Raw genomic sequence first — 18,500 nt, forward strand, 5'->3', positions numbered from 1 at the left:
CTCGCGGCGGGCCCCGTCGACGATCCGGATCAAGTCCGGACCGTCGACAGTTGCGTTACAACGGCGCTGGTTGCACATCCTTCGAGTAAACTTGACGTTCTCAGAACGAAAAGTAAGATCAACGCCGCTAAAAGCACTATCGCCGCCCATTTGATCATTACTAGCTTTCGCTTCAGAGGAGCGGGAAAACCGTTCAAATCTTCGATACTGGCGCCACCATATTTTAGGTAATACCCTGGAAATGTAACAACCCCTGCTATCCATCCGATCAACAGGAGCTTTCCCCAAAGGCCACCCTCTCTAAGCGGAGCCTGAACCATGACAGCAGAACAATTCTTTAAATGCTCCAGCATCAAATCCATCTGGGTGTGGGCCATATGAAGCGCGACTCCGAGGCAAACCAATATCCCACCAAAATCGAGTAACCCTGCAACCAGGAATATTTTGTCGGCAAGATTCACGGTCATTTAACTGCCTCATAAACGACTTCAGCCATTTCTTCACCCAGTGCTCCCCCAATAGCACCGGAAGCAAAAGAACCAGCTCCGACCACCACAACGCCACAAGCCAAAGGGGCTAAACCGCCAGTCGGAACACCAAGTGCGACACATATAGCTGCAGCTGTGGGGCCAGTTAACGCCAACCCAGCGACCGCACCACCTGCAAGGCCACCTGAAAAGCTACCAGCCTCAGTAAATTTGACTTTTTTGCAAGCCTCCACTTTGCCAGCGGAACACACATCTTGAACCTTCAGATAAGAGGCTCCACCGCCAATGACAGTGCCGATCCAGCCTCCGTACTTGATGTTCTTGGCTGCTTTTGAGACACCTTCGATGTGCGTGGCGTAACCTGGAATTTTCCCTGCCGCACCGGATTGGGTCCAACTATGAACCAAGCTACGACTTGAAATTCCCAGCGCGCTTTTCAAGTTCGGGTGATCCGGGAAACCAACCCCCTTTCGAATCATGGTTGTCAGGTGGGTGTCGAGCTTTGCAAGCAACTGTTTACGGTTTGCAAAAAAAACCGGCGAGCGCAAATGCCCATCTACCTGAAACGCGCGTTGGTGCAACGCTTCAATATCATGCAAAATGGTTTTAACGTCCTCTAGGTTCTTGGCGAACATGGCTTCGCCAATACCTATAGCGGTCGAGCTCTTGGCCAGAAAAGTTTCGATTTCGTCGCGGTGCCGCGCCATAAAGTCGGCCTCATCCGCGCTAAGCGACTTGAGCGCATCATTGGTCTTGGCCGCAGCCTCCATCAGCACTGCCTCTTCACGTGTGCACTGAAAGTTGTTCGGGTCGCTGAGTACGATCATTGAGCCGGCTTTTACATCACCGACATTCGGATTGAGCGCTTGGAATTTGCTCATCACCGCCGGATCGCGCACCGGGAACAGCGTGGCTTCCAGTGCTTCGCGGGTCATGCTTTTGGGCGCAACATAGAAACCCGGTTCCTGGCCCTGCAGGCTGGTGAATGGCGTTGGGGCTGGAGTGTTCGAAGGGGTGAACCCGGCTTGCTGTGGCGCTACCGAACGAGTGGCGGGGACCGCTTCAGCGGCTCGCGGTGCAGCGCTGCGACTGCTGTAGGAGGCCGTGGACACAGAAGGAATCAGTCGGGCTTGGCAGGGGCAACCGCTGACGCTGTCCAGCGTGCCAGCCATAAGCCTGCCATGACTGTTCATGTGGGAAATGCCGCCGAGGATCTTATACGTCTCGCCGTTCTTGCCACAGGTGACCCGGTCACCTTCGCAAGCATGAAGCAGGCCATAGAAGTTGATTCGTTTATCACCCTCCAGCACTTCGCCGCCGCAGGTGGTCTTGTCACCCAGGCCAATGAAATATCCTTTATTCATCCGTGGTTTTCTCCAGTTCGCCAACAGGGCACTGGAAATAAAACGACGAACGCGACCCGCTCTCAAGCCCGCAGGCAGGCCCGTCAGCGACGAAAAGGAAGGGTCCTCAGCGACAGAAGTCTATGTCCTACAGAGCGGTCTTAATCTGTACTGGATTCCGGACAGATATGATGAGCGAATCACACGCAGCGCTGGCGACAGTCGCGTGTCATCAATCAAATTGATAGCACCCTAACGAAACCCCCATTCCAGGGGGCTTGGCGGGCGCTTATATCATTCCGAATGATAGTTACCTTCGGCTCATTCGATTCGTGAGAGAGCACGTCACCGAGCATGATCCGCCCCATCTCAAATATATTGGCGGATGCACTTCATGGAACAGTCACTCAAACACTTACGCTATCCACTGGCCATTTTGGCGGTGATGGTGCTGAGCGCGTGCGGCAAGGCCCCGGAACAAGCGGCGGCGATGCCAGCCAGTAAAGTCAGCGTTGCCAAGGTGCTGGAACAACCGGTCAATGAATGGGACGAGGTCACCGGCCGCCTGGAGGCCCCGGAGACCGTCCAGATTCGCCCGCGCGTGTCCGGCCAGATCGATAAAGTGGCCTTCACCGAAGGCGCGCTGGTCAAGAAAGGCGACCTGCTGTTCCAGATCGACCCGCGCCCGTTCCAGGCCGAAGTGCGTCGCCTCGAAGCCCAGTTGGCACAGACCAAGGCCGCCGCTTCGCGCAGTGAAAACGAAGCCCGGCGCGGCGAGCGCCTGCGCCAGAGCAACGCCATCTCCGCCGAATTGGCCGACTCACGCACCACCGCCGCCCAGGAAGCGCGCGCGGCTGTCGCCGGGATCCAGGCGCAGTTGGACCTGGCCAAGCTGAACCTGAGCTTCACCCGCGTCACCGCGCCGATCAGCGGCCGCGTCAGCCGTGCCGATATCACCGCCGGCAACCTGGTGACCGCTGATGTCACCGAACTGACCAGCGTGGTCTCCACCGACAAGGTCTATGCCTACTTCGACGCCGACGAGCGCGTATACCTCAAGTACAGCGAACTGGCCCGCCAGGGTCGCCGTGGCGCCACCACTCCGGTGTACCTGGGCCTGTCAAACGAAACCGGCAACCCACACCTGGGCCAGATGAACTTTGTCGATAACCAGGTCAACCCGGCGACCGGCACCATCCGTGGCCGCGCGGTGTTCGACAACACCGACGGACGTTTCACGCCGGGCCTCTATGCGCGCCTGAAACTGGTGGGCAGCGGCACCTATTCCGCAGTGCTGATCAACGACGAAGCCGTCGGTACCGACCTGGGCAAGAAGTTTGTATTGGTCATGGACGGCGACAAGGCTGAGTACCGCGCCGTCGAGCTGGGCCCGAAAATCGAAGGTTTGCGCATCGTGCGCAGCGGGCTGGACAAGGACGACACGATTATCGTCAAGGGCTTGCAACGGGTGCGCCCGGGATCACCGGTGGCGCCTGAGACCATCCCGATGGCCAGCAAGGAAACCCTCGCCGCCTTGGCACAACAACGACGAGCACTTGAGGCCAGCAACCTGGAGCAAGTGACGCCAGAAAAAACCGCCTCCAAGCTCGTCAGCACTGCGACTCCGCGCGGTTAAGGGATTACACACAAGATGAATTTTTCCAAGTTCTTCATTTCCCGGCCGATCTTCGCAGCGGTGCTTTCGCTGTTGATCCTGATCGCCGGCGCGATTTCACTGTTCCAGTTGCCGATCAGTGAATACCCGGAAGTCGTGCCGCCGACCGTGGTGGTACGCGCCAACTTCCCCGGCGCCAACCCGAAGGTCATCGGCGAGACCGTGGCCGCGCCACTGGAACAAGCGATCACCGGCGTCGAGAACATGCTCTACATGTCCTCGCAGTCGACGGCCGACGGCAAGATCACCCTGACCATCACCTTCGCCCTGGGTACCGACCTGGATAACGCGCAGGTCCAGGTGCAGAACCGCGTGACGCGTACCCAGCCCAAGCTGCCGGAAGAAGTGACCCGGATCGGCATCACCGTGGACAAGGCCTCTCCGGACTTGACCATGGTGGTGCACTTGACCTCGCCGGATCAGCGCTACGACATGCTTTACCTGTCCAACTACGCCATCCTCAACATCAAGGATGAGTTGGCGCGCTTGGGCGGCGTCGGGGATGTGCAATTGTTCGGCATGGGCGATTACTCGCTGCGGGTCTGGCTGGACCCGAACAAGACCGCTTCACGCAACCTGACCGCCACCGACGTGGTCACCGCGATCCGTGAGCAAAACCGCCAGGTGGCTGCCGGTGCCCTGGGCGCGCCGCCCGCGCCGAGTGCCACCAGCTTCCAGTTGTCGGTCAACACCCAAGGCCGCCTGGTCACCGAGGAAGAGTTCGAGAACATCATTATTCGCGCTGGCGATAACGGTGAAATCACCCGCCTCAAAGACATCGCGCGGGTCGAACTGGGTTCCAGTCAGTACGCCCTGCGTTCGTTGCTGAATAACCAGCCGGCGGTGGCCATTCCGATTTTCCAGCGGCCTGGCTCCAATGCCATCGAGATCTCCAACGAGGTCCGCGACAAGATGGCCGAGTTGAAGAAAAGCTTCCCCGAAGGCATGGACTTCAGCATCGTCTATGACCCGACGATCTTTGTCCGTGGCTCCATCGAGGCCGTGGTGCATACGCTGTTCGAAGCGTTGATCCTGGTGGTACTGGTGGTGATCCTGTTCCTGCAGACCTGGCGCGCCTCGATCATTCCGTTGGTGGCGGTCCCGGTATCGTTGATCGGCACCTTCGCAGTGATGCACTTGTTCGGGTTCTCGCTGAACGCGTTGTCGCTGTTCGGCCTGGTACTGGCCATCGGTATCGTGGTGGACGACGCCATCGTGGTGGTGGAAAACGTCGAGCGTAATATCGAGCTGGGCCTGGAACCGTTCCCGGCCACCGAAAAGGCCATGAGCGAAGTGACCGGCCCGATCATCGCCACGGCGCTGGTGCTGTGTGCGGTGTTTATCCCGGCGGCGTTTATCAGCGGCCTGACCGGGCAATTCTACAAACAGTTCGCCTTGACCATTGCGATTTCCACGGTGATCTCGGCCTTCAACTCGCTGACCTTGTCGCCAGCCCTGGCCGCCGTGCTGCTGCGCAGCCATGACGCGCCGAAGGATCGTTTTTCCAAGGTGCTCGACAAGCTGTTCGGCGCCTGGTTGTTCCGTCCGTTCAACCGTTTCTTCGAACGCGCCAGTGGTGGCTACGTCAGTACCGTGCGGCGGGTGATTCGCGGCAGCGGGATTGCGTTGTTCCTGTACGCCGGCCTGATGGTGCTGACCTGGTTCGGTTTTGCCCATACCCCGACCGGTTTCGTCCCGGCCCAGGACAAGCAATACCTGGTGGCCTTTGCCCAACTGCCGGACGCCGCCAGCCTGGACCGCACCGAAGACGTGATCAAACGCATGTCCGACATCGCCCTGAAACAGCCAGGCGTGGACAGTGCCGTGGCCTTCCCCGGCCTGTCGATCAATGGTTTTACCAACAGCCCCAACAGCGGCATCGTCTTCGTGACCTTGAAACCGTTCGATGAGCGCAAAGATCCGAGCCTGTCCGCAGGTGCAATTGCCGGTGCCTTGAACGGCAAGTACGCCGACATCCAGGAAGCCTACATGGCGATCTTCCCGCCGCCGCCGGTACAAGGCCTGGGCACCATCGGCGGGTTCCGCCTGCAAGTCGAAGACCGTGGCAACCTGGGCTACGAGGAGCTGTACAAAGAAGTGCAGAACGTCATCGCCAAGAGCCATGACGTGCCAGAGCTGTTTGGTCTGTTCACCAGCTACACGGTCAATGTGCCGCAGGTTGATGCCGCCATCGACCGCGACAAGGCCAAGACCCACGGCGTGGCAATCAGCGACATTTTCGACACGCTGCAAATCTACCTGGGCTCGTTGTATGCCAACGACTTCAACCGTTTCGGTCGCACCTATCAGGTCAACGTGCAGGCCGAGCAGCAGTTCCGTCTCGACGAAGACCAGATCGGCCAATTGAAAGTGCGCAACAACAAAGGCGAGATGATCCCGTTGGCGACCTTCATCAAGGTCAGCGATACCTCGGGGCCGGATCGCGTGATGCACTACAACGGCTTTATCACCGCGGAAATCAACGGCAACGCGGCACCGGGCTACAGCTCCGGCCAGGCCGAGGCAGCGATTGAAAAACTGTTGAAAGAGGAACTGCCCAACGGCATGACCTACGAGTGGACCGACCTGACCTATCAGCAGATCCTCTCGGGCAATACCGCGCTGTTCGTGTTCCCGCTCTGTGTACTGCTGGCGTTCCTGGTACTGGCCGCCCAATACGAAAGCTGGAGCCTGCCGCTGGCGGTGATCCTGATCGTACCGATGACCTTGCTGTCGGCGATCACCGGGGTGATTCTGTCCGGTGGCGACAACAACATCTTCACCCAGATCGGCTTGATCGTGCTGGTGGGGCTTGCCTGTAAGAACGCGATCCTGATCGTCGAGTTTGCCAAGGATAAACAACAGGAAGGCCTCGATCCGCTGGCAGCGGTGCTGGAAGCCTGCCGCCTGCGTCTGCGGCCGATCCTGATGACCTCGTTCGCGTTCATCATGGGTGTCGTGCCTTTGGTCTTCTCCAGCGGCGCCGGTGCCGAGATGCGGCATGCGATGGGCGTGGCAGTGTTCTCCGGGATGATCGGGGTGACCTTCTTCGGGCTGCTGCTGACACCCGTGTTCTACGTACTGATCCGTCGTTATGTCGAGCGCGGCGAAGCGCGCAAAGCGGCCAAGGCCTTGAAGCTGGAGACACAGCAATGAGTGTGAAAGTCTTTCTCCCGAGCCTGCTGGTACTGGCGCTGAGCGCTTGTGCCGTGGGCCCGGACTACCAGGCCAAAACCCCGGAGGCGGCCAATATTACGGCCGCCGCCGACACCAAACAGTACGACCACGCAACATTTGAAGGCATCTGGTGGCAGCAGTTCGAGGACCCGACGCTCAACCAGTTGGTGACTCAGTCGCTGCAAGGCAACCGGGACTTACGGGTCGCCTTTGCTCGGCTGCGGGCCGCGCGAGCGATTCGTGATGACGCCAGCAATGACGCCATGCCGACCATTACCAGCCGCGCCAGCAGTGACCTGGCCAAGGGACAAATCCCCGGCCAGACCTCCCGCCGGGTCAACAGCGAACGCTACGACCTGGGCCTGGACATGGCCTGGGAGCTGGACCTGTTCGGGCGTATCCAGCGCAACCTTGAAGCCAGCGACGCCGACCAGCAGGCCGCCGAAGCCGACCTCTATCAATTGCAAGTCACGATGATTGCCGAATTGGTAGATGCCTACGGCCAACTGCGGGGCGCGCAACTGCGGGAAAAAATCGCCCTGGCCAACCTGAAAAACCAGCAGGACTCGCGCACCATTACCGAAAGCCTGCGCGATGCCGGTGTCGGTGATCAGCTCGACGTGGTGCGCGCCGACGCACGCCTCGCCGCGGTCGAGGCGAGTGTGCCGCAGTTGCAAGCCGAGCAAGTGCGCGAGCGCAACCGCATCGCCACCCTCCTCGGCCAGCGCCCGGACAAGCTGAGCGTGGACCTGAGCCCGGCCAGCCTGCCGGCGATTGCCAAGGCGTTGCCGATTGGGGATCCGGGACAATTGCTGCAACGACGCCCGGACATCCTCAGCGCCGAACGCAAACTGGCCGCCGCCACCGCGCGCATCGGTGTGGCCAAGGCCGACCTGTTTCCTCGGGTCAGCCTCAGCGGCTTCCTCGGTTTCACCGCCGGACGCGGTTCGCAGATCGGTTCATCCGCCGCCAGTGCCTGGGCGCTGGGCCCGAGCATTACCTGGGCCGCCTTCGACCTGGGCAGCGTGCGGGCACGCCTGCGCGGCGCGGATGCCGAAGCCGATGGCGCATTGGCAACGTACGAGCAGCAAGTGTTGCTGGCGCTGGAAGAGTCGGAAAACGCTTTCAGCGACTACAGCAAACGTCAACAGCGCTTGATCTCGCTGATTCGCCAGAGCGAGTCGAGTCGCGCCGCTGCCGACCTGGCGCAGATTCGCTACCGCGAAGGCACCGTGGATTTCCTGGTACTGCTGGACGCCCAGCGCGAACGCCTGGCCGCCGAAGACACCCAGGCCCAGGCCGAAGTCGATCTGTATCGCGGCATCGTCGCGATCTACAAGGCGCTGGGTGGTGGCTGGCAGCCGGATACGGTGGTCGCCAGCAGCAAGTGAGGTAAAAGAGCTCCTTTGGTTGGTCGCATCCAGCCAATCTTTAGCCCCGTGGTCCATTCGGTCACGGGGCTTTTTTTGTCTGCGCCAACCTGCAGCAGAGTAGCCCCCCCCTGTGGGAGCGGGCTTGCTCGCGATAGCGGTAGTGCATTCAGCACTGATGTCGACTGACACATCGTCATCGCGAGCAAGCCCGCTCCCACACAAGCCCGTCCCCCCACATGGGCTGTTGTGTCGCCCATCACCGCTGCAACAGAAAGCCCCCGGTCAATCTGATTGAACGGGGGCTTTTTTTAGCCCAATTGGGTGTACCAGCTGGGCGCGTGGAGAATGTTTGCGTCCTCGATAAAGGTCGTCGGGCTTTGCACCGGAGGCTGCGGGTTGAACACCTGCTCCGCTCTCTGGCTGCTGGAAAAGTCCTTGTATTTGATCAGTTTGCGGGTGGTGGCCGAGCGGTAGAGATCGGCCCACGCGGCCTCCGGCAAGATCAACGGTTTGTCGAGCGCGGGCATGCCTTTGTTGGCGAACTGGGTCGCCGTCAGATCGAACACATAGGGTTTGCCTTGCTTGGACCCGACGACCACAAAATGATTGAGCCACTTTTCCTCGGCCATGTTGTTGAACATGAACATACCGCGGTATTTGATATCAGTCATCCCTTGCGCTTTCATGAACCGGGCCACGGGCTCCATCAGCGATGCGCATTTCCCCGCCGGTGCAGCGATGGCGGCCGCGATCGCTCGATCACGTTGCAGGAGCGCCAGGTAGTCCTGCATCTCGGCGGGCAAGCGGTAGGATGGATGCGCCTCGATCACCCTCACCGGCTCGGTCCGCAACCTGGGTGTGGGGATTTTGTGCTTGGGCAGATCACTGCTTCTCAACACCGCGATTCTCGAGCGTTGGGTGCGCCCGCCGGTGGCGTTGATTAGCGGGGCGACACCCGGTGTTGCGGGGTGCTGCAAACCCAGCAGTAACTTCTCCCCCTCGGCAGTCAACGCCTTGAATGCCGTGCCGTCCTCGCGCAACCGCGCCAAGGCGTACAGCGTACGCGCGGTGCGCCCATTGCCATCGCCATACGGGTGATAACGGTTGATCGTGGCAAACAGACGATCAGCATTCGCCGACTGCGCCGAACCGCGAATGATTTTCTGGAATCCCGCGCGCGCCACATCCGAGCCCATGTGTACCGGGTCGCTGCTGGAACGGAAGAACCGCGGCAGTTGTCCGGCCGGGGCTTGATACAGGGCGGCATGCACCGCATCGATCACCTTGGGATCATTGATGTCGGCATGGCGAAACTGCCGCAACACTCGCTCAACCTGCGCGCACGTCAGGGTATTACTGGTGCTGCGGCCGACTATCCATTCGGCCGCTGCCGCTGCGGGGTTGCCGGACATCACTTGCCGTGGCACCACAGGTGGGGTTTTGAACAACGTCTCTACCTGCCTGTTGACCGCTCTGAGCCGGCGCAGATCGGAGGCCAGGCGTCGCTGGCCGTTGAACCGCTCAAAGGCAAATCGGCCCCAGGAGAAGCGCGTCTTGGGCTGCCCCAGACCATCGAGCAGCAGGTTGTTGCGAATCGCCTGATTGAGCGTGCGCTCGTCAACCAACCCGGCCAGCGCGCGTGCCTCCGCGGTGCCGGCCAACACTTTGGTCAACTGCTGGGTTTTACCGGCATCGTTGAGCTGCGCCCAGCGCAGTTGCGTAGAGATTTTCGCCGCCGTCTGGCCCGCCTGGTATTTGAGCCAGTGATAGCGCAGCAAAAGCGGCTTGATATGGGCAACCGTGCGATATCCATTGCGGACCAGAGCGACAGATCTGGACGCCGGGCCCGCCGCCAGCAGAAAAGCCGAGAGCACCACCTGCTTGGTGTAGTCGGAGGCTTCCTGCTGGTAGCGCGCAGCCTCGTCAGGACGATCGGAAATGGCCGCCTGGGCATGGCTGACGCCCATCCCCGCGGCGCCCAACACGCCGCCCAGCACTACCCCGCCCGTGCCGCCCATGCCCACGGCCCCGACCGTGGCATAGAGTTGCAAGATCGCCTTGCAGACGTCGAGCAAATCCAGGCTGCGGCGTTCGCCGTCGGTAAACACCAGCTTGTCGATGTCGGACTTCAGGCGCTGCATGAGCCCGTCGAACAGCTGCTCGCTGAGGTCACGCATATCTTCACGCGGCTCAAAAGCCAGCGGCAGGAAGGAAAGCTTGCCGCCGCTCTCGGGAATGCCCAGATGCGCCTGTTTGTGGTATGCCTCCTTTTTCACGGTAAAGGCGTTGGCGTCAGCGGCGTACTTGAACTGCTCGAAGACCGGCAGCTTTTGCATGACCCATTGACGAAACGCCGGGCTGTCGGGGTACACCGGCACCGGTTGCCATTTCCTCTGGCCGTAGTGCACATACACTTCGTTTTTGGTCTCGATATGAAAGTACTGCTGGTCGTCGACGCTGAACAGCAGGCCGCCCTGCTCTTGCGGGATCAGTACCACTCCGTTGAGCCTGACGCCGTGAAATGTCACCTCGGTGGCCTGCTGTTTGCCAAGCAGGAAATCGGAAACGCTGCCGTAGAACGTCGAATCCGCAGGATGGCGGCTCAGGTATTCGAGGCAACGTTGCTGGATCTGGCCTTGATACAACTGGCTCATGCGCTGTTTGTTACGCGGGTCGGCCTGGTACTCAGCCAGGCTTTTCTCCAGTTCGCCAGCCAAGTCCTGCGTCCTCAGCGCGTCGATCAACGACTGATGCTCGTAGGAAACCGCTGTGTAACGCACGTCCAGCGGGCCGCGTTTGGCGCGAATGTCATGCCAGAAGGTGCCCGTGACGACCTCTCGCAGGGCGAAAGTCTGATACCGGATCTGCGGCGCCCGAATCTGCAGGTTAGGGTTGGCAGGTAGTATTTCGCGGTATCCGACTCGGATCGGGGTGTCCGGGCTGCAGTGCTTGGCGCTGCCGGTGGCGTTCTGAAAAGCCTGGATGCCTTGCACGATATGCTGCTCGATAAACAGGCTGGGTTGCAGGATCGGTTTGTAGGCACTCAGCCACTCGCTGAGCAACGGCTCGACCTGCGCCTCGGTATGGGCCGCCAGATTCGCCGCCAGGCGCTCGGCAGTTTGCTCCTCGGCGCGTACACGTGCGGCCAGCGCCTTGACCAATTGCTCCGCGAGTAGCTCATCCGCGACAGAAAGCGGAACCAGCGCGTATCGGCGAAACTCGGAGCCTAACGTCGAACAACCGTCCGCACTCGGCGCATGCAGCCTGACGAGCACTTTTTGCACCTCGACAGACGACGGTGTCTCGCGCTCGGCATCACGCCGAAGCCGCGTGGGCGTGGGCGTGGGCGTGGGCGTGGAGTCTTCCACCAGCACCGCCAGGGCATCATAGAACGTCGCATGCGGATGCCCCGGCCATGGCGCGTCCAGCGCGCTCTCCACCCGCGCTTGCAACTGCTCGCGGGTCAATTGCGCTGGGACCTCGGGCTGTTTGGCAAACGGAACGATCAAGCCGTCGTCGGCGGGCAGGCACCAACTGCTGTAGACCGTGCTGATGGCGCCGTACGCGGCAAGCGCGCCGACAGTCAGCAGCGGATGTTGCTCAACGGCATTGCCCACCCGCTGCGCCGCCAACGCGCCAGTCAGCACCAGCCATGTGCGCAACGCCCCGGCCATCGATTGCAACTGCTCGGTCAACGCCGGGTTCGCGATGCTTTCGGTGGTCGGGCGATATACCTCATTGCCCAGCGCGTGCAGACCGACAGACTCGACGTGACGTCCCTGGCCGACCATGTCCTGCAACAGCACCACCACTTCCTCCAGCTCCACGCCCTCGGCACCCGGCAGGCTCAGCGCGCGGTCGATGCGCCGCAGCAGTTCCCGGGCATCGGCGCTGAACTGTTGAAGCCAGGTGGGCCCCGCCGTGGTGGGCGCGCTTGGCGCTGGCGCGTCGACGACCTGTGCGTCCCAGGCCGCCCTGGCCCGCTGTTGGTCCTCGGCGAACATCTTCGACTGGTTTTCATATAAGCGGCTGGGGCGGCTGGCCGTTTCCCCGCGGTAAAGATCCTGTGCCGCCTGCACGGCGTCGCGGATGCCCTGACCTGCTTGCTCAATCCCCAGATAGGTGCCCAGGTTGAACAGCGGCATCAAGGGCGCCGCATCTTGCGCAAAGTCCCTGCCGACGGTGATCGCCAAGCCGAATTTTGCCGCGTCATAGCGCTGCTTGAAGCGCTCGACCTGAGGCTTGAGTGTCGCCGCGAGGGCCGCCGGAAGCGCTTCAAGCGCCTGTTGCGCCGCCGTCAATTGATCGCCCATCTGCGCCAAGGCTTCTGCCCTGGCCAGTGGAAGGTATCGCTGGTTCAGTTGCGCCAACCGTTCTTCGGCCGCCCATGCCTGTTGCATGGAGCGGTTGGGAACATGCCCTGGCCGATGCCCGGAGCCGGCCATCCGGACCCGCATCAACAGGTCCTTGAGCTTTTGCGTGTTGCTCAGTGGATGTTGGCGTACATCTTCATAATCGGCGTGCAATTGATGCCGCTGCAGGGCGTCCGAGGTGTGCTTGATGTCTTGGCGCAGTTGCTCCAGCTCAGCATGACCGGCGAGTTGTTGTGCGCTGTTGCGTACGGCCACCACCTCTTCACCGATGTTGCTCAAGCGACGTGGCGCGAGATTGCCTGAGGGGCGATACCCGTTCAAGGAATCAGCGTGAAGGCGACTCAATGGCATGTTCGGCACTCTTTATCTCGGAAAAAGTGCCTCCAGCTTATGGATTACATCATCGCCACCTATAGGATGTTTCCGGTGCAACAGCCGACTTTGTCGTTAACTGACGTCGTTAAGAATCAGGCTGCGGTAATGGCCAGGATTGGAGCCCGACCATTTGCGAAACGCCTTATAGAACGAGCTCACATCGGCAAACCCCAACCGGCTGGCGATATCGGCAAAGCTGATCTCGGCCTCGGCCAGCCAGACAATCGCCAGCTCCTTGCGCACGCTGTCCTTGAGTCCCTGATAAGTCTGCCCCTCCTCGGCCAGGCGACGGCGCAAGGTGGAAGCGGACATGCACAAGCGGTTAGCCAGGCTCTCGGTTTCCGGCCAGGTGTCGGCGGGCATCTGGCGCAAGTCTTTCTTGATACGGGCGGCCAAGCTGTCGGGGTCGCGGTATTTGACCAGGATATTGGCCGGCGCATGCGCCAGGAAGCGCTTGAGTTCTTCCGGGCTGCGCTTGATCGGCAGATCAAGGCAATCGGCGGAGAAAATCATCCGAGTGCGTGGCCGATCAAAGCGCAGGTTGTCGGAAAACATCACCTGATAGTCATCACAGAACGCCGGTTGCGCGCAACGCAACTCAATCGCCAGGATCGGGATGCGTCGGCCTGCCAGCCAGCAAGCGACGCCATGAACGATCATCCAGTAGCAAAAGTAAGTAAATGCGCGCCGGGGCTCGGTTTCCGGTTCCAGCAGTACAATTTCCGCCAGGCTTTGCTGGCGCACCAGCTGGGCCGGCAGGTGTTCCAGCATCAACGATAGAAACGCCAGTCCGGTTTCAAGGGCCGCCGCCAGGGTCGGCTGGGCCATCGAGGCGCGGCAGAGAAATGCCAGGCTGCCGGACTTGAGCCTGCGCGGGTCCATGCCGAAGAACTCATCATCACTGCGTCGTGCCAGCAAGCGCCACAGCCGCGCATAAGCCATGGCCGGAACCCTTGCCGTCGGTTGTTCCAGCAACGCCGGGGCAATACCCACTTTGCTCAACGCTTCCCGGGTCGCCGCCCCCGGCGCGCAGCTCTGCAACAGGGCTTCACGTACCAGGTGAATGGAGATGGTGTCTTTTTCCGACATGGGCGAAGGCTCAATTTTTTTGTCATGTGTAAGTCGACCATTGTAGGAGCGAGCCTGCTTGCGAAGGAAGCCAACGATAACGCGGCCCGCTGCGGTGTACGGGTTTCTTGGCGAATACGCTGCGGATGGAGATGGATTCCCGTTCAGCCGCCGTTCAGCAAACGCCAATAAATGTCATTTAGGAATAAGTATCATTATGTTACAACTTAGCACCCTATCTAATTAGCTGCGGTGTCGAATGCTCGTTCCATTTCTGATCATGCTGCGCGAAGGGATTGAAGCGGCGCTGATCGTTGGCATCATTGCCAGTTACCTGCAACAGACCGGCCGCGGCCAGTGGATGCCGGCGGTCTGGATCGGGGTGTTTCTCGCCGCCGCGCTGGCGCTGCTGGTGGGTGGCGGCCTGGAACTTGTCAGCGCCGAATTCCCGCAAAAACAGCAAGAGCTGTTCGAAGGCATCGTCGGCCTGGTGGCCGTGGGCATTCTCAGCTCCATGGTGTTCTGGATGCGCAAGGTGGCGCGGTCGATCACACATTCTTTGCACGAATCCCTCGATCATGCGCTGACCGGCTCCAGGCATCAGGTCATCGCGCTGATCGCCATGGTGTTTTTCGCCGTGGCTCGGGAAGGCCTGGAAACCGTGTTCTTCCTGCTCGCGGTATTCCAACAGAGCGAAGGCCTGGGTGCGCCCATCGGTGCCCTGCTCGGGTTGATCCTGGCGATCATCGTCGGTTTCCTGATCTATAGCGGCAGCATGCGCCTGAACCTCGGTGCGTTCTTTCGCTGGACCGGCCTGTTCATTCTCGTGGTGGCGGCCGGCATCCTCGCCAATTCGGTACAGGCCCTGCACGAAGCAGGAGTCTGGAACCACTGGCAAACCGTGTTGTTCGATTTCAGCACCACGCTGCCCATGGATGGACCGCTGGGTTCAGTACTGGCGGGAATGTTCGGTTATCAGGATGCGCCGACGGTCAGCACCCTGGGCGCCTATCTGATCTACCTGGTGATCGCCCTGGGGATGTTCTTTCTTCCAGCGGCTTGCGCGACCTCCGCGCCCCGCCGCTCTTCTTCCGTTGCCAATCCGTAAGGAACGCCTCTTGTCCACTCAATCTCCTCAACCGTCCTCGCCTCCTCGCGCTCTGCGCTGGGCAGTGGCCGGCTCGGCGGTCGTGATGATCGCCGCCGCGGGCCTGTTCTACTACGCCTCACAACGGGCCGCCGCCACGCGTCAGGTCAACCACAATGAGATCGCGGTGACCATCCACGCCCACCGCTGCGAGCCCAATGCCCTGACGGTACCGGCGGGCCGGGCCAGCTTCCGCATCATCAACCGTTCGGATCGGGCAGTGGAATGGGAAATCCTCGATGGCGTGCTGGTGGTCGAAGAACGCGAAAACATCGCGCCAGGCCTGAGTCAAGTGATCAACGCTAACCTGCTGCCCGGCAACTACGCCATCACCTGCGGCTTGTTGAGCAACCCGCGCGGCACCTTGCAGGTGACCCCCACGGCCGAATCCGAGGCCCAGGCGAAAGCCAAGCCTTCGATGGTCGCCTTTATCGGCCCATTGTCCGAGTTCCGCGTCTACCTGAGTCGTCAAGGCAGTGCGTTGATCCAGGCCGTCACCGCGCTTGAACAGGCGATTGCCGCCGGCGACCTGAATCAGGCCCAAGCGCTTTACCTGCCCGCGCGCGAAGCCTACCAGCGTCTCGCCCCGGCCGCCCAACGCCTGGCGCCATTGGACAATGCAATCAACGCCCGCGCCGATTACTTTGAAAAGCGTGAGCAGGACCCGGCCTTCACCGGCTTCCATCGCCTCGAATACAGCCTGTTCGAGCAACGCAGCCTCGACAACCTCACGCCCATGGCCCAGCGCCTGCTCGCCGATGTCACCCTTCTCAAGCAGCAGCTGTTGGCCCAGTCACTGCCGCCGGAGCAACTGGTGAGCATCCTGGTGCGTAACCTCAAACACCTCGCGGACGTGCGCGCCGCCAGCGGCGAGGAAGAGCGCTACAGCCACATCGACCTGAATGGCTTTGCCGCCAACCTGGAAGTGACGCGCAAGGTGGTTGACCTGATGCGTCCACTGCTGAGCAAGTCGGCGGCCGATCTGTTACCCAGGATCGACAGCGCCATGGACAGATTCGATGCCCAACTCAACGCCTTGAAGACCGATAACCACTACAGCGCCTATGACAGCGTTACCACTGATCAGCGCAAGCAGATCGCCGACAAGGCCAAGGCCCTGGCCGTTGCACTCGATGGAATCGACCCCGCCCTTGGCCTTTCCGGCCTGAAGTGAAGACGACTAGACAAATGACTGATTCAGCACAATTTAACCGCCAGCGACGCCGTGTCCTGCTGGGAATGGCTGCCACCGGCGCCGCGCTAGCCGGCAGCAGCTTGAGTTGTCCGGCGATGGCTGAAACTGCCGCCCAGGTCACGACCGCGCCGAGCAGCGATAAGACCCGCGACCATCATGCATTCCATGGCAAGCACCAAAGCGGCATCGTCACGCCGCGCCCGGCCTGCGGCATGCTGGTGGCCTTCGATGTGTTGGCCAGCGACCGTGAAGGCCTGGAGCGGCTGTTCCGCACCTTGAACGCGCGCATCGGCTTTCTGATGACCGGCGGTGCCGTGCCGCAGGTGGACCCGAAACTGCCGCCGACCGACTCGGGCATTCTTGGCCCGGTGGTGACGCCGGACAATCTGACCATCACCGTTTCGGTCGGCGATTCGCTGTTCGATGAGCGTTTCGGCCTGGCCAGCGCCAAGCCCAAGCGCCTGAGCCGCATGGTCGGCTTTCCCAACGACGCCCTGGAGCCGGCGCAGTGCCATGGCGACTTGAGCCTGCAATTCTGCGCGAATACCCCGGACACCAATATCCACGCCCTGCGCGACATCGTGAAGAACCTGCCGGACCTGCTGCTGGTGCGCTGGAAGCAGGAAGGCAGCGTGCCGCCCCAGGCCCCTGCCCGCCCCGGCACGCCCGCCCAGAGCGCACGCAACTTTCTCGGGTTTCGCGATGGCTCGGCCAACCCGGACTCCAATGACAATCGAACCATGGAGCAGATCGTGTGGGTGCAGCCCGCCAGCGACGAACCCGCCTGGGCGGCCAATGGCAGCTACCAGGCGGTGCGGATCATCCGCAATTTCGTCGAGCGCTGGGACCGTACGCCCCTGCAGGAACAGGAAAGCATCATCGGCCGGATCAAGGCCAGTGGCGCGCCCATGGACGGTCAACAGGAAACCCAGGTTCCCGACTACAGCAAGGACCCGCAAGGCAAGTTGACCAAGCTCGATGCGCATATCCGCCTGGCCAACCCGCGCACCCCGCAGACGCAGGCCAATCTGATCCTGCGTCGGCCGTTCAATTACTCCAACGGCGTCAACAAAAACGGGCAGCTGGACATGGGGCTGTTGTTCATTTGTTACCAGGCTGACCTGGAGAAAGGCTTCATCAGTGTGCAAACGCGACTCAACGGCGAACCTTTGGAGGAATACCTCAAACCGGTAGGCGGCGGGTATTTCTTCACCTTGCCGGGCGTCACCGGGCCGCAGGATTTTGTCGGCCGCACGCTGCTGGCTGCCACGCAAGCGCCAACCACCGCCAAGACCTGACACACCACAACGGAAGCCGTCCCATGCAAAAAACACCTCTCGCGTTATCGTTGCTGCTGGCCCTGGCCGCGCAGGCGGCCTTTGCCACGCCGGCGCCCCTGGATCTGGTCGGCCCGGTCTCGGACTACAAGCTCTACGTCACCGACCAGATCGACGAACTGGTCACGCAGACCCAGGCTTTCACCCAAGCGGTGAAACAGGGCGATCTGGCCACCGCCAAAAAGCTGTATGCACCGACCCGCGTCCACTATGAAACGATCGAGCCGATCGCCGAGCTGTTCAGCGACCTTGATGCGTCGATTGATTCACGTGTCGATGATCACGAAAAAGGCGTCAAGGCCGAGGACTTCACCGGCTTCCACCGCCTCGAATACAGCCTGTTCGCCGAGCACACCACCCAAGGCCTGGATGCCCTGGCCGACGGTCTGAACAAAGACGTCAAGGACCTGCAAAAGCGTGTCGCCGAGCTGACCTTCCCACCGGAGAAGGTCGTCGGCGGTGCCGCCGCGTTGTTGGAAGAAGTGGCCGCCACCAAGATCTCCGGTGAGGAAGATCGTTATAGCCACACCGACCTCTACGACTTCCAGGGCAATATCGACGGTGCGAAAAAAATCGTCGACCTGTTCCGGGGACAGATCGAGCAACAGGACAAGGTATTTCTGGCCAAGGTCGACAAGAACTTCGCCACCGTAAACAACATCCTGGCCCAGTACAGAACCACCGACGGCGGCTTTGAAACCTACGACAAGGTCAAGGAAAACCACCGCAAGGCGCTGATCGGCCCGGTCAACACCCTGGCCGAAGACCTGTCGACCCTACGCGGCAAGCTCGGCTTGAACTGATCCAAGCGGACTCAATCCGATCAACAATCGCGGGCGACTTTCGTCCGCGATGGCCTATCGATCGGCTGTACATCCTCATCATTGCGGCTAATCTCGCTATCGGTTTAGTCGTCTTATCTATACCGTTCAAGCGATACTCACCCTCG

General features: G+C 60.9%; 11 protein-coding genes. 7 read left to right on the plus strand and 4 right to left on the minus strand.

What is annotated here, in order from left to right; translation table 11 throughout:
* Positions 1 to 29: 29 nt before the first annotated feature.
* Together AC6CIA_RS01490 and AC6CIA_RS01495 are read right to left on the minus strand one after the other, a co-directional pair.
* Positions 30 to 467 carry a hypothetical protein gene (locus tag AC6CIA_RS01490; RefSeq protein ID WP_498310308.1) on the minus strand — a complete coding sequence of 146 codons (438 nt, stop codon included), beginning with the start codon at positions 465 to 467 and terminating at the stop codon, positions 30 to 32.
* Positions 464 to 1,852: a PAAR domain-containing protein gene (locus AC6CIA_RS01495; RefSeq protein ID WP_498310309.1), complete on the minus strand. Its 1,389-nt coding sequence runs from the start codon at positions 1,850 to 1,852 to the stop codon at positions 464 to 466. Before AC6CIA_RS01495 ends, AC6CIA_RS01490 begins: the two co-directional genes overlap by 4 nt.
* Positions 1,853 to 2,225: 373 nt before the next feature.
* On the opposite strand from AC6CIA_RS01495, the gene mexE reads away from it, so the two are divergent.
* Genes mexE through AC6CIA_RS01510 form a run of 3 tightly spaced genes read left to right on the plus strand, consistent with a single transcriptional unit; the run spans position 2,226 to position 8,074 of the window.
* Entirely contained in the window at positions 2,226 to 3,467 is a 1,242-nt protein-coding gene (mexE, locus tag AC6CIA_RS01500; protein ID WP_498310310.1) for a multidrug efflux RND transporter periplasmic adaptor subunit MexE, read from the plus strand.
* Between the two features lie 15 nt (positions 3,468 to 3,482).
* The gene (locus AC6CIA_RS01505) at positions 3,483 to 6,662 is read left to right on the plus strand and encodes an efflux RND transporter permease subunit (RefSeq protein ID WP_498310311.1); all 3,180 of its coding nucleotides are present in this window, start codon (positions 3,483 to 3,485) and stop codon (positions 6,660 to 6,662) included.
* Complete coding sequence (locus AC6CIA_RS01510; RefSeq protein ID WP_498310312.1) at positions 6,659 to 8,074, plus strand: efflux transporter outer membrane subunit; 1,416 nt, start codon at positions 6,659 to 6,661, stop codon at positions 8,072 to 8,074. Before AC6CIA_RS01505 ends, AC6CIA_RS01510 begins: the two co-directional genes overlap by 4 nt.
* Before the next feature lie 290 nt (positions 8,075 to 8,364).
* Here the strand turns inward: AC6CIA_RS01510 and AC6CIA_RS01515 are convergent, their stop codons facing one another.
* Complete coding sequence (locus AC6CIA_RS01515; protein WP_498310313.1) at positions 8,365 to 12,780, minus strand: hypothetical protein; 4,416 nt, start codon at positions 12,778 to 12,780, stop codon at positions 8,365 to 8,367.
* A 96-nt stretch (positions 12,781 to 12,876) separates the two neighbouring features.
* Positions 12,877 to 13,893: an AraC family transcriptional regulator gene (locus tag AC6CIA_RS01520; RefSeq protein WP_498310314.1), complete on the minus strand. Its 1,017-nt coding sequence runs from the start codon at positions 13,891 to 13,893 to the stop codon at positions 12,877 to 12,879.
* A gap of 238 nt (positions 13,894 to 14,131) precedes the next feature.
* Between AC6CIA_RS01520 and efeU the strand changes: the two genes are divergently transcribed.
* From efeU to efeO (AC6CIA_RS01540), 4 genes are read left to right on the plus strand one after another with little or no spacing between them, the layout of a single operon-like run.
* On the plus strand, positions 14,132 to 14,980 hold the full coding sequence (efeU, locus tag AC6CIA_RS01525) for an iron uptake transporter permease EfeU (protein ID WP_498310315.1): 849 nt from the start codon (positions 14,132 to 14,134) through the stop codon (positions 14,978 to 14,980).
* Between the two features lie 10 nt (positions 14,981 to 14,990).
* Complete coding sequence (efeO, locus tag AC6CIA_RS01530) at positions 14,991 to 16,193, plus strand: iron uptake system protein EfeO (RefSeq protein ID WP_498310316.1); 1,203 nt, start codon at positions 14,991 to 14,993, stop codon at positions 16,191 to 16,193.
* 14 nt (positions 16,194 to 16,207) lie between these two features.
* Positions 16,208 to 17,512 (plus strand): iron uptake transporter deferrochelatase/peroxidase subunit, encoded by a 1,305-nt coding sequence (gene efeB, locus AC6CIA_RS01535; protein ID WP_498310317.1) that lies wholly within the window; start codon positions 16,208 to 16,210, stop codon positions 17,510 to 17,512.
* A gap of 23 nt (positions 17,513 to 17,535) precedes the next feature.
* Positions 17,536 to 18,354 carry an iron uptake system protein EfeO gene (gene efeO, locus AC6CIA_RS01540; protein WP_498310318.1) on the plus strand — a complete coding sequence of 273 codons (819 nt, stop codon included), beginning with the start codon at positions 17,536 to 17,538 and terminating at the stop codon, positions 18,352 to 18,354.
* The last annotated feature ends 146 nt before the right edge of the window (positions 18,355 to 18,500 follow it).

The organism is Pseudomonas sp. GQ91, assembly GCF_059758795.1.

Excerpts from the sequence above, each read along its gene's own strand:
- mexE (WP_498310310.1), top strand. The coding sequence starts at position 2,226 with ATGGAACAGTCACTCAAACACTTACGCTATCCACTGGCCATTTTGGCG.
- AC6CIA_RS01495 (WP_498310309.1), bottom strand. The coding sequence starts at position 1,852 with ATGAATAAAGGATATTTCATTGGCCTGGGTGACAAGACCACCTGCGGC.
- AC6CIA_RS01490 (WP_498310308.1), bottom strand. The coding sequence starts at position 467 with ATGACCGTGAATCTTGCCGACAAAATATTCCTGGTTGCAGGGTTACTC.
- efeU (WP_498310315.1), top strand. The coding sequence starts at position 14,132 with ATGCTCGTTCCATTTCTGATCATGCTGCGCGAAGGGATTGAAGCGGCG.
- efeO (WP_498310318.1), top strand. The coding sequence starts at position 17,536 with ATGCAAAAAACACCTCTCGCGTTATCGTTGCTGCTGGCCCTGGCCGCG.
- efeB (WP_498310317.1), top strand. The coding sequence starts at position 16,208 with ATGACTGATTCAGCACAATTTAACCGCCAGCGACGCCGTGTCCTGCTG.
- AC6CIA_RS01505 (WP_498310311.1), top strand. The coding sequence starts at position 3,483 with ATGAATTTTTCCAAGTTCTTCATTTCCCGGCCGATCTTCGCAGCGGTG.
- AC6CIA_RS01515 (WP_498310313.1), bottom strand. The coding sequence starts at position 12,780 with ATGCCATTGAGTCGCCTTCACGCTGATTCCTTGAACGGGTATCGCCCC.
- AC6CIA_RS01520 (WP_498310314.1), bottom strand. The coding sequence starts at position 13,893 with ATGTCGGAAAAAGACACCATCTCCATTCACCTGGTACGTGAAGCCCTG.
- AC6CIA_RS01510 (WP_498310312.1), top strand. The coding sequence starts at position 6,659 with ATGAGTGTGAAAGTCTTTCTCCCGAGCCTGCTGGTACTGGCGCTGAGC.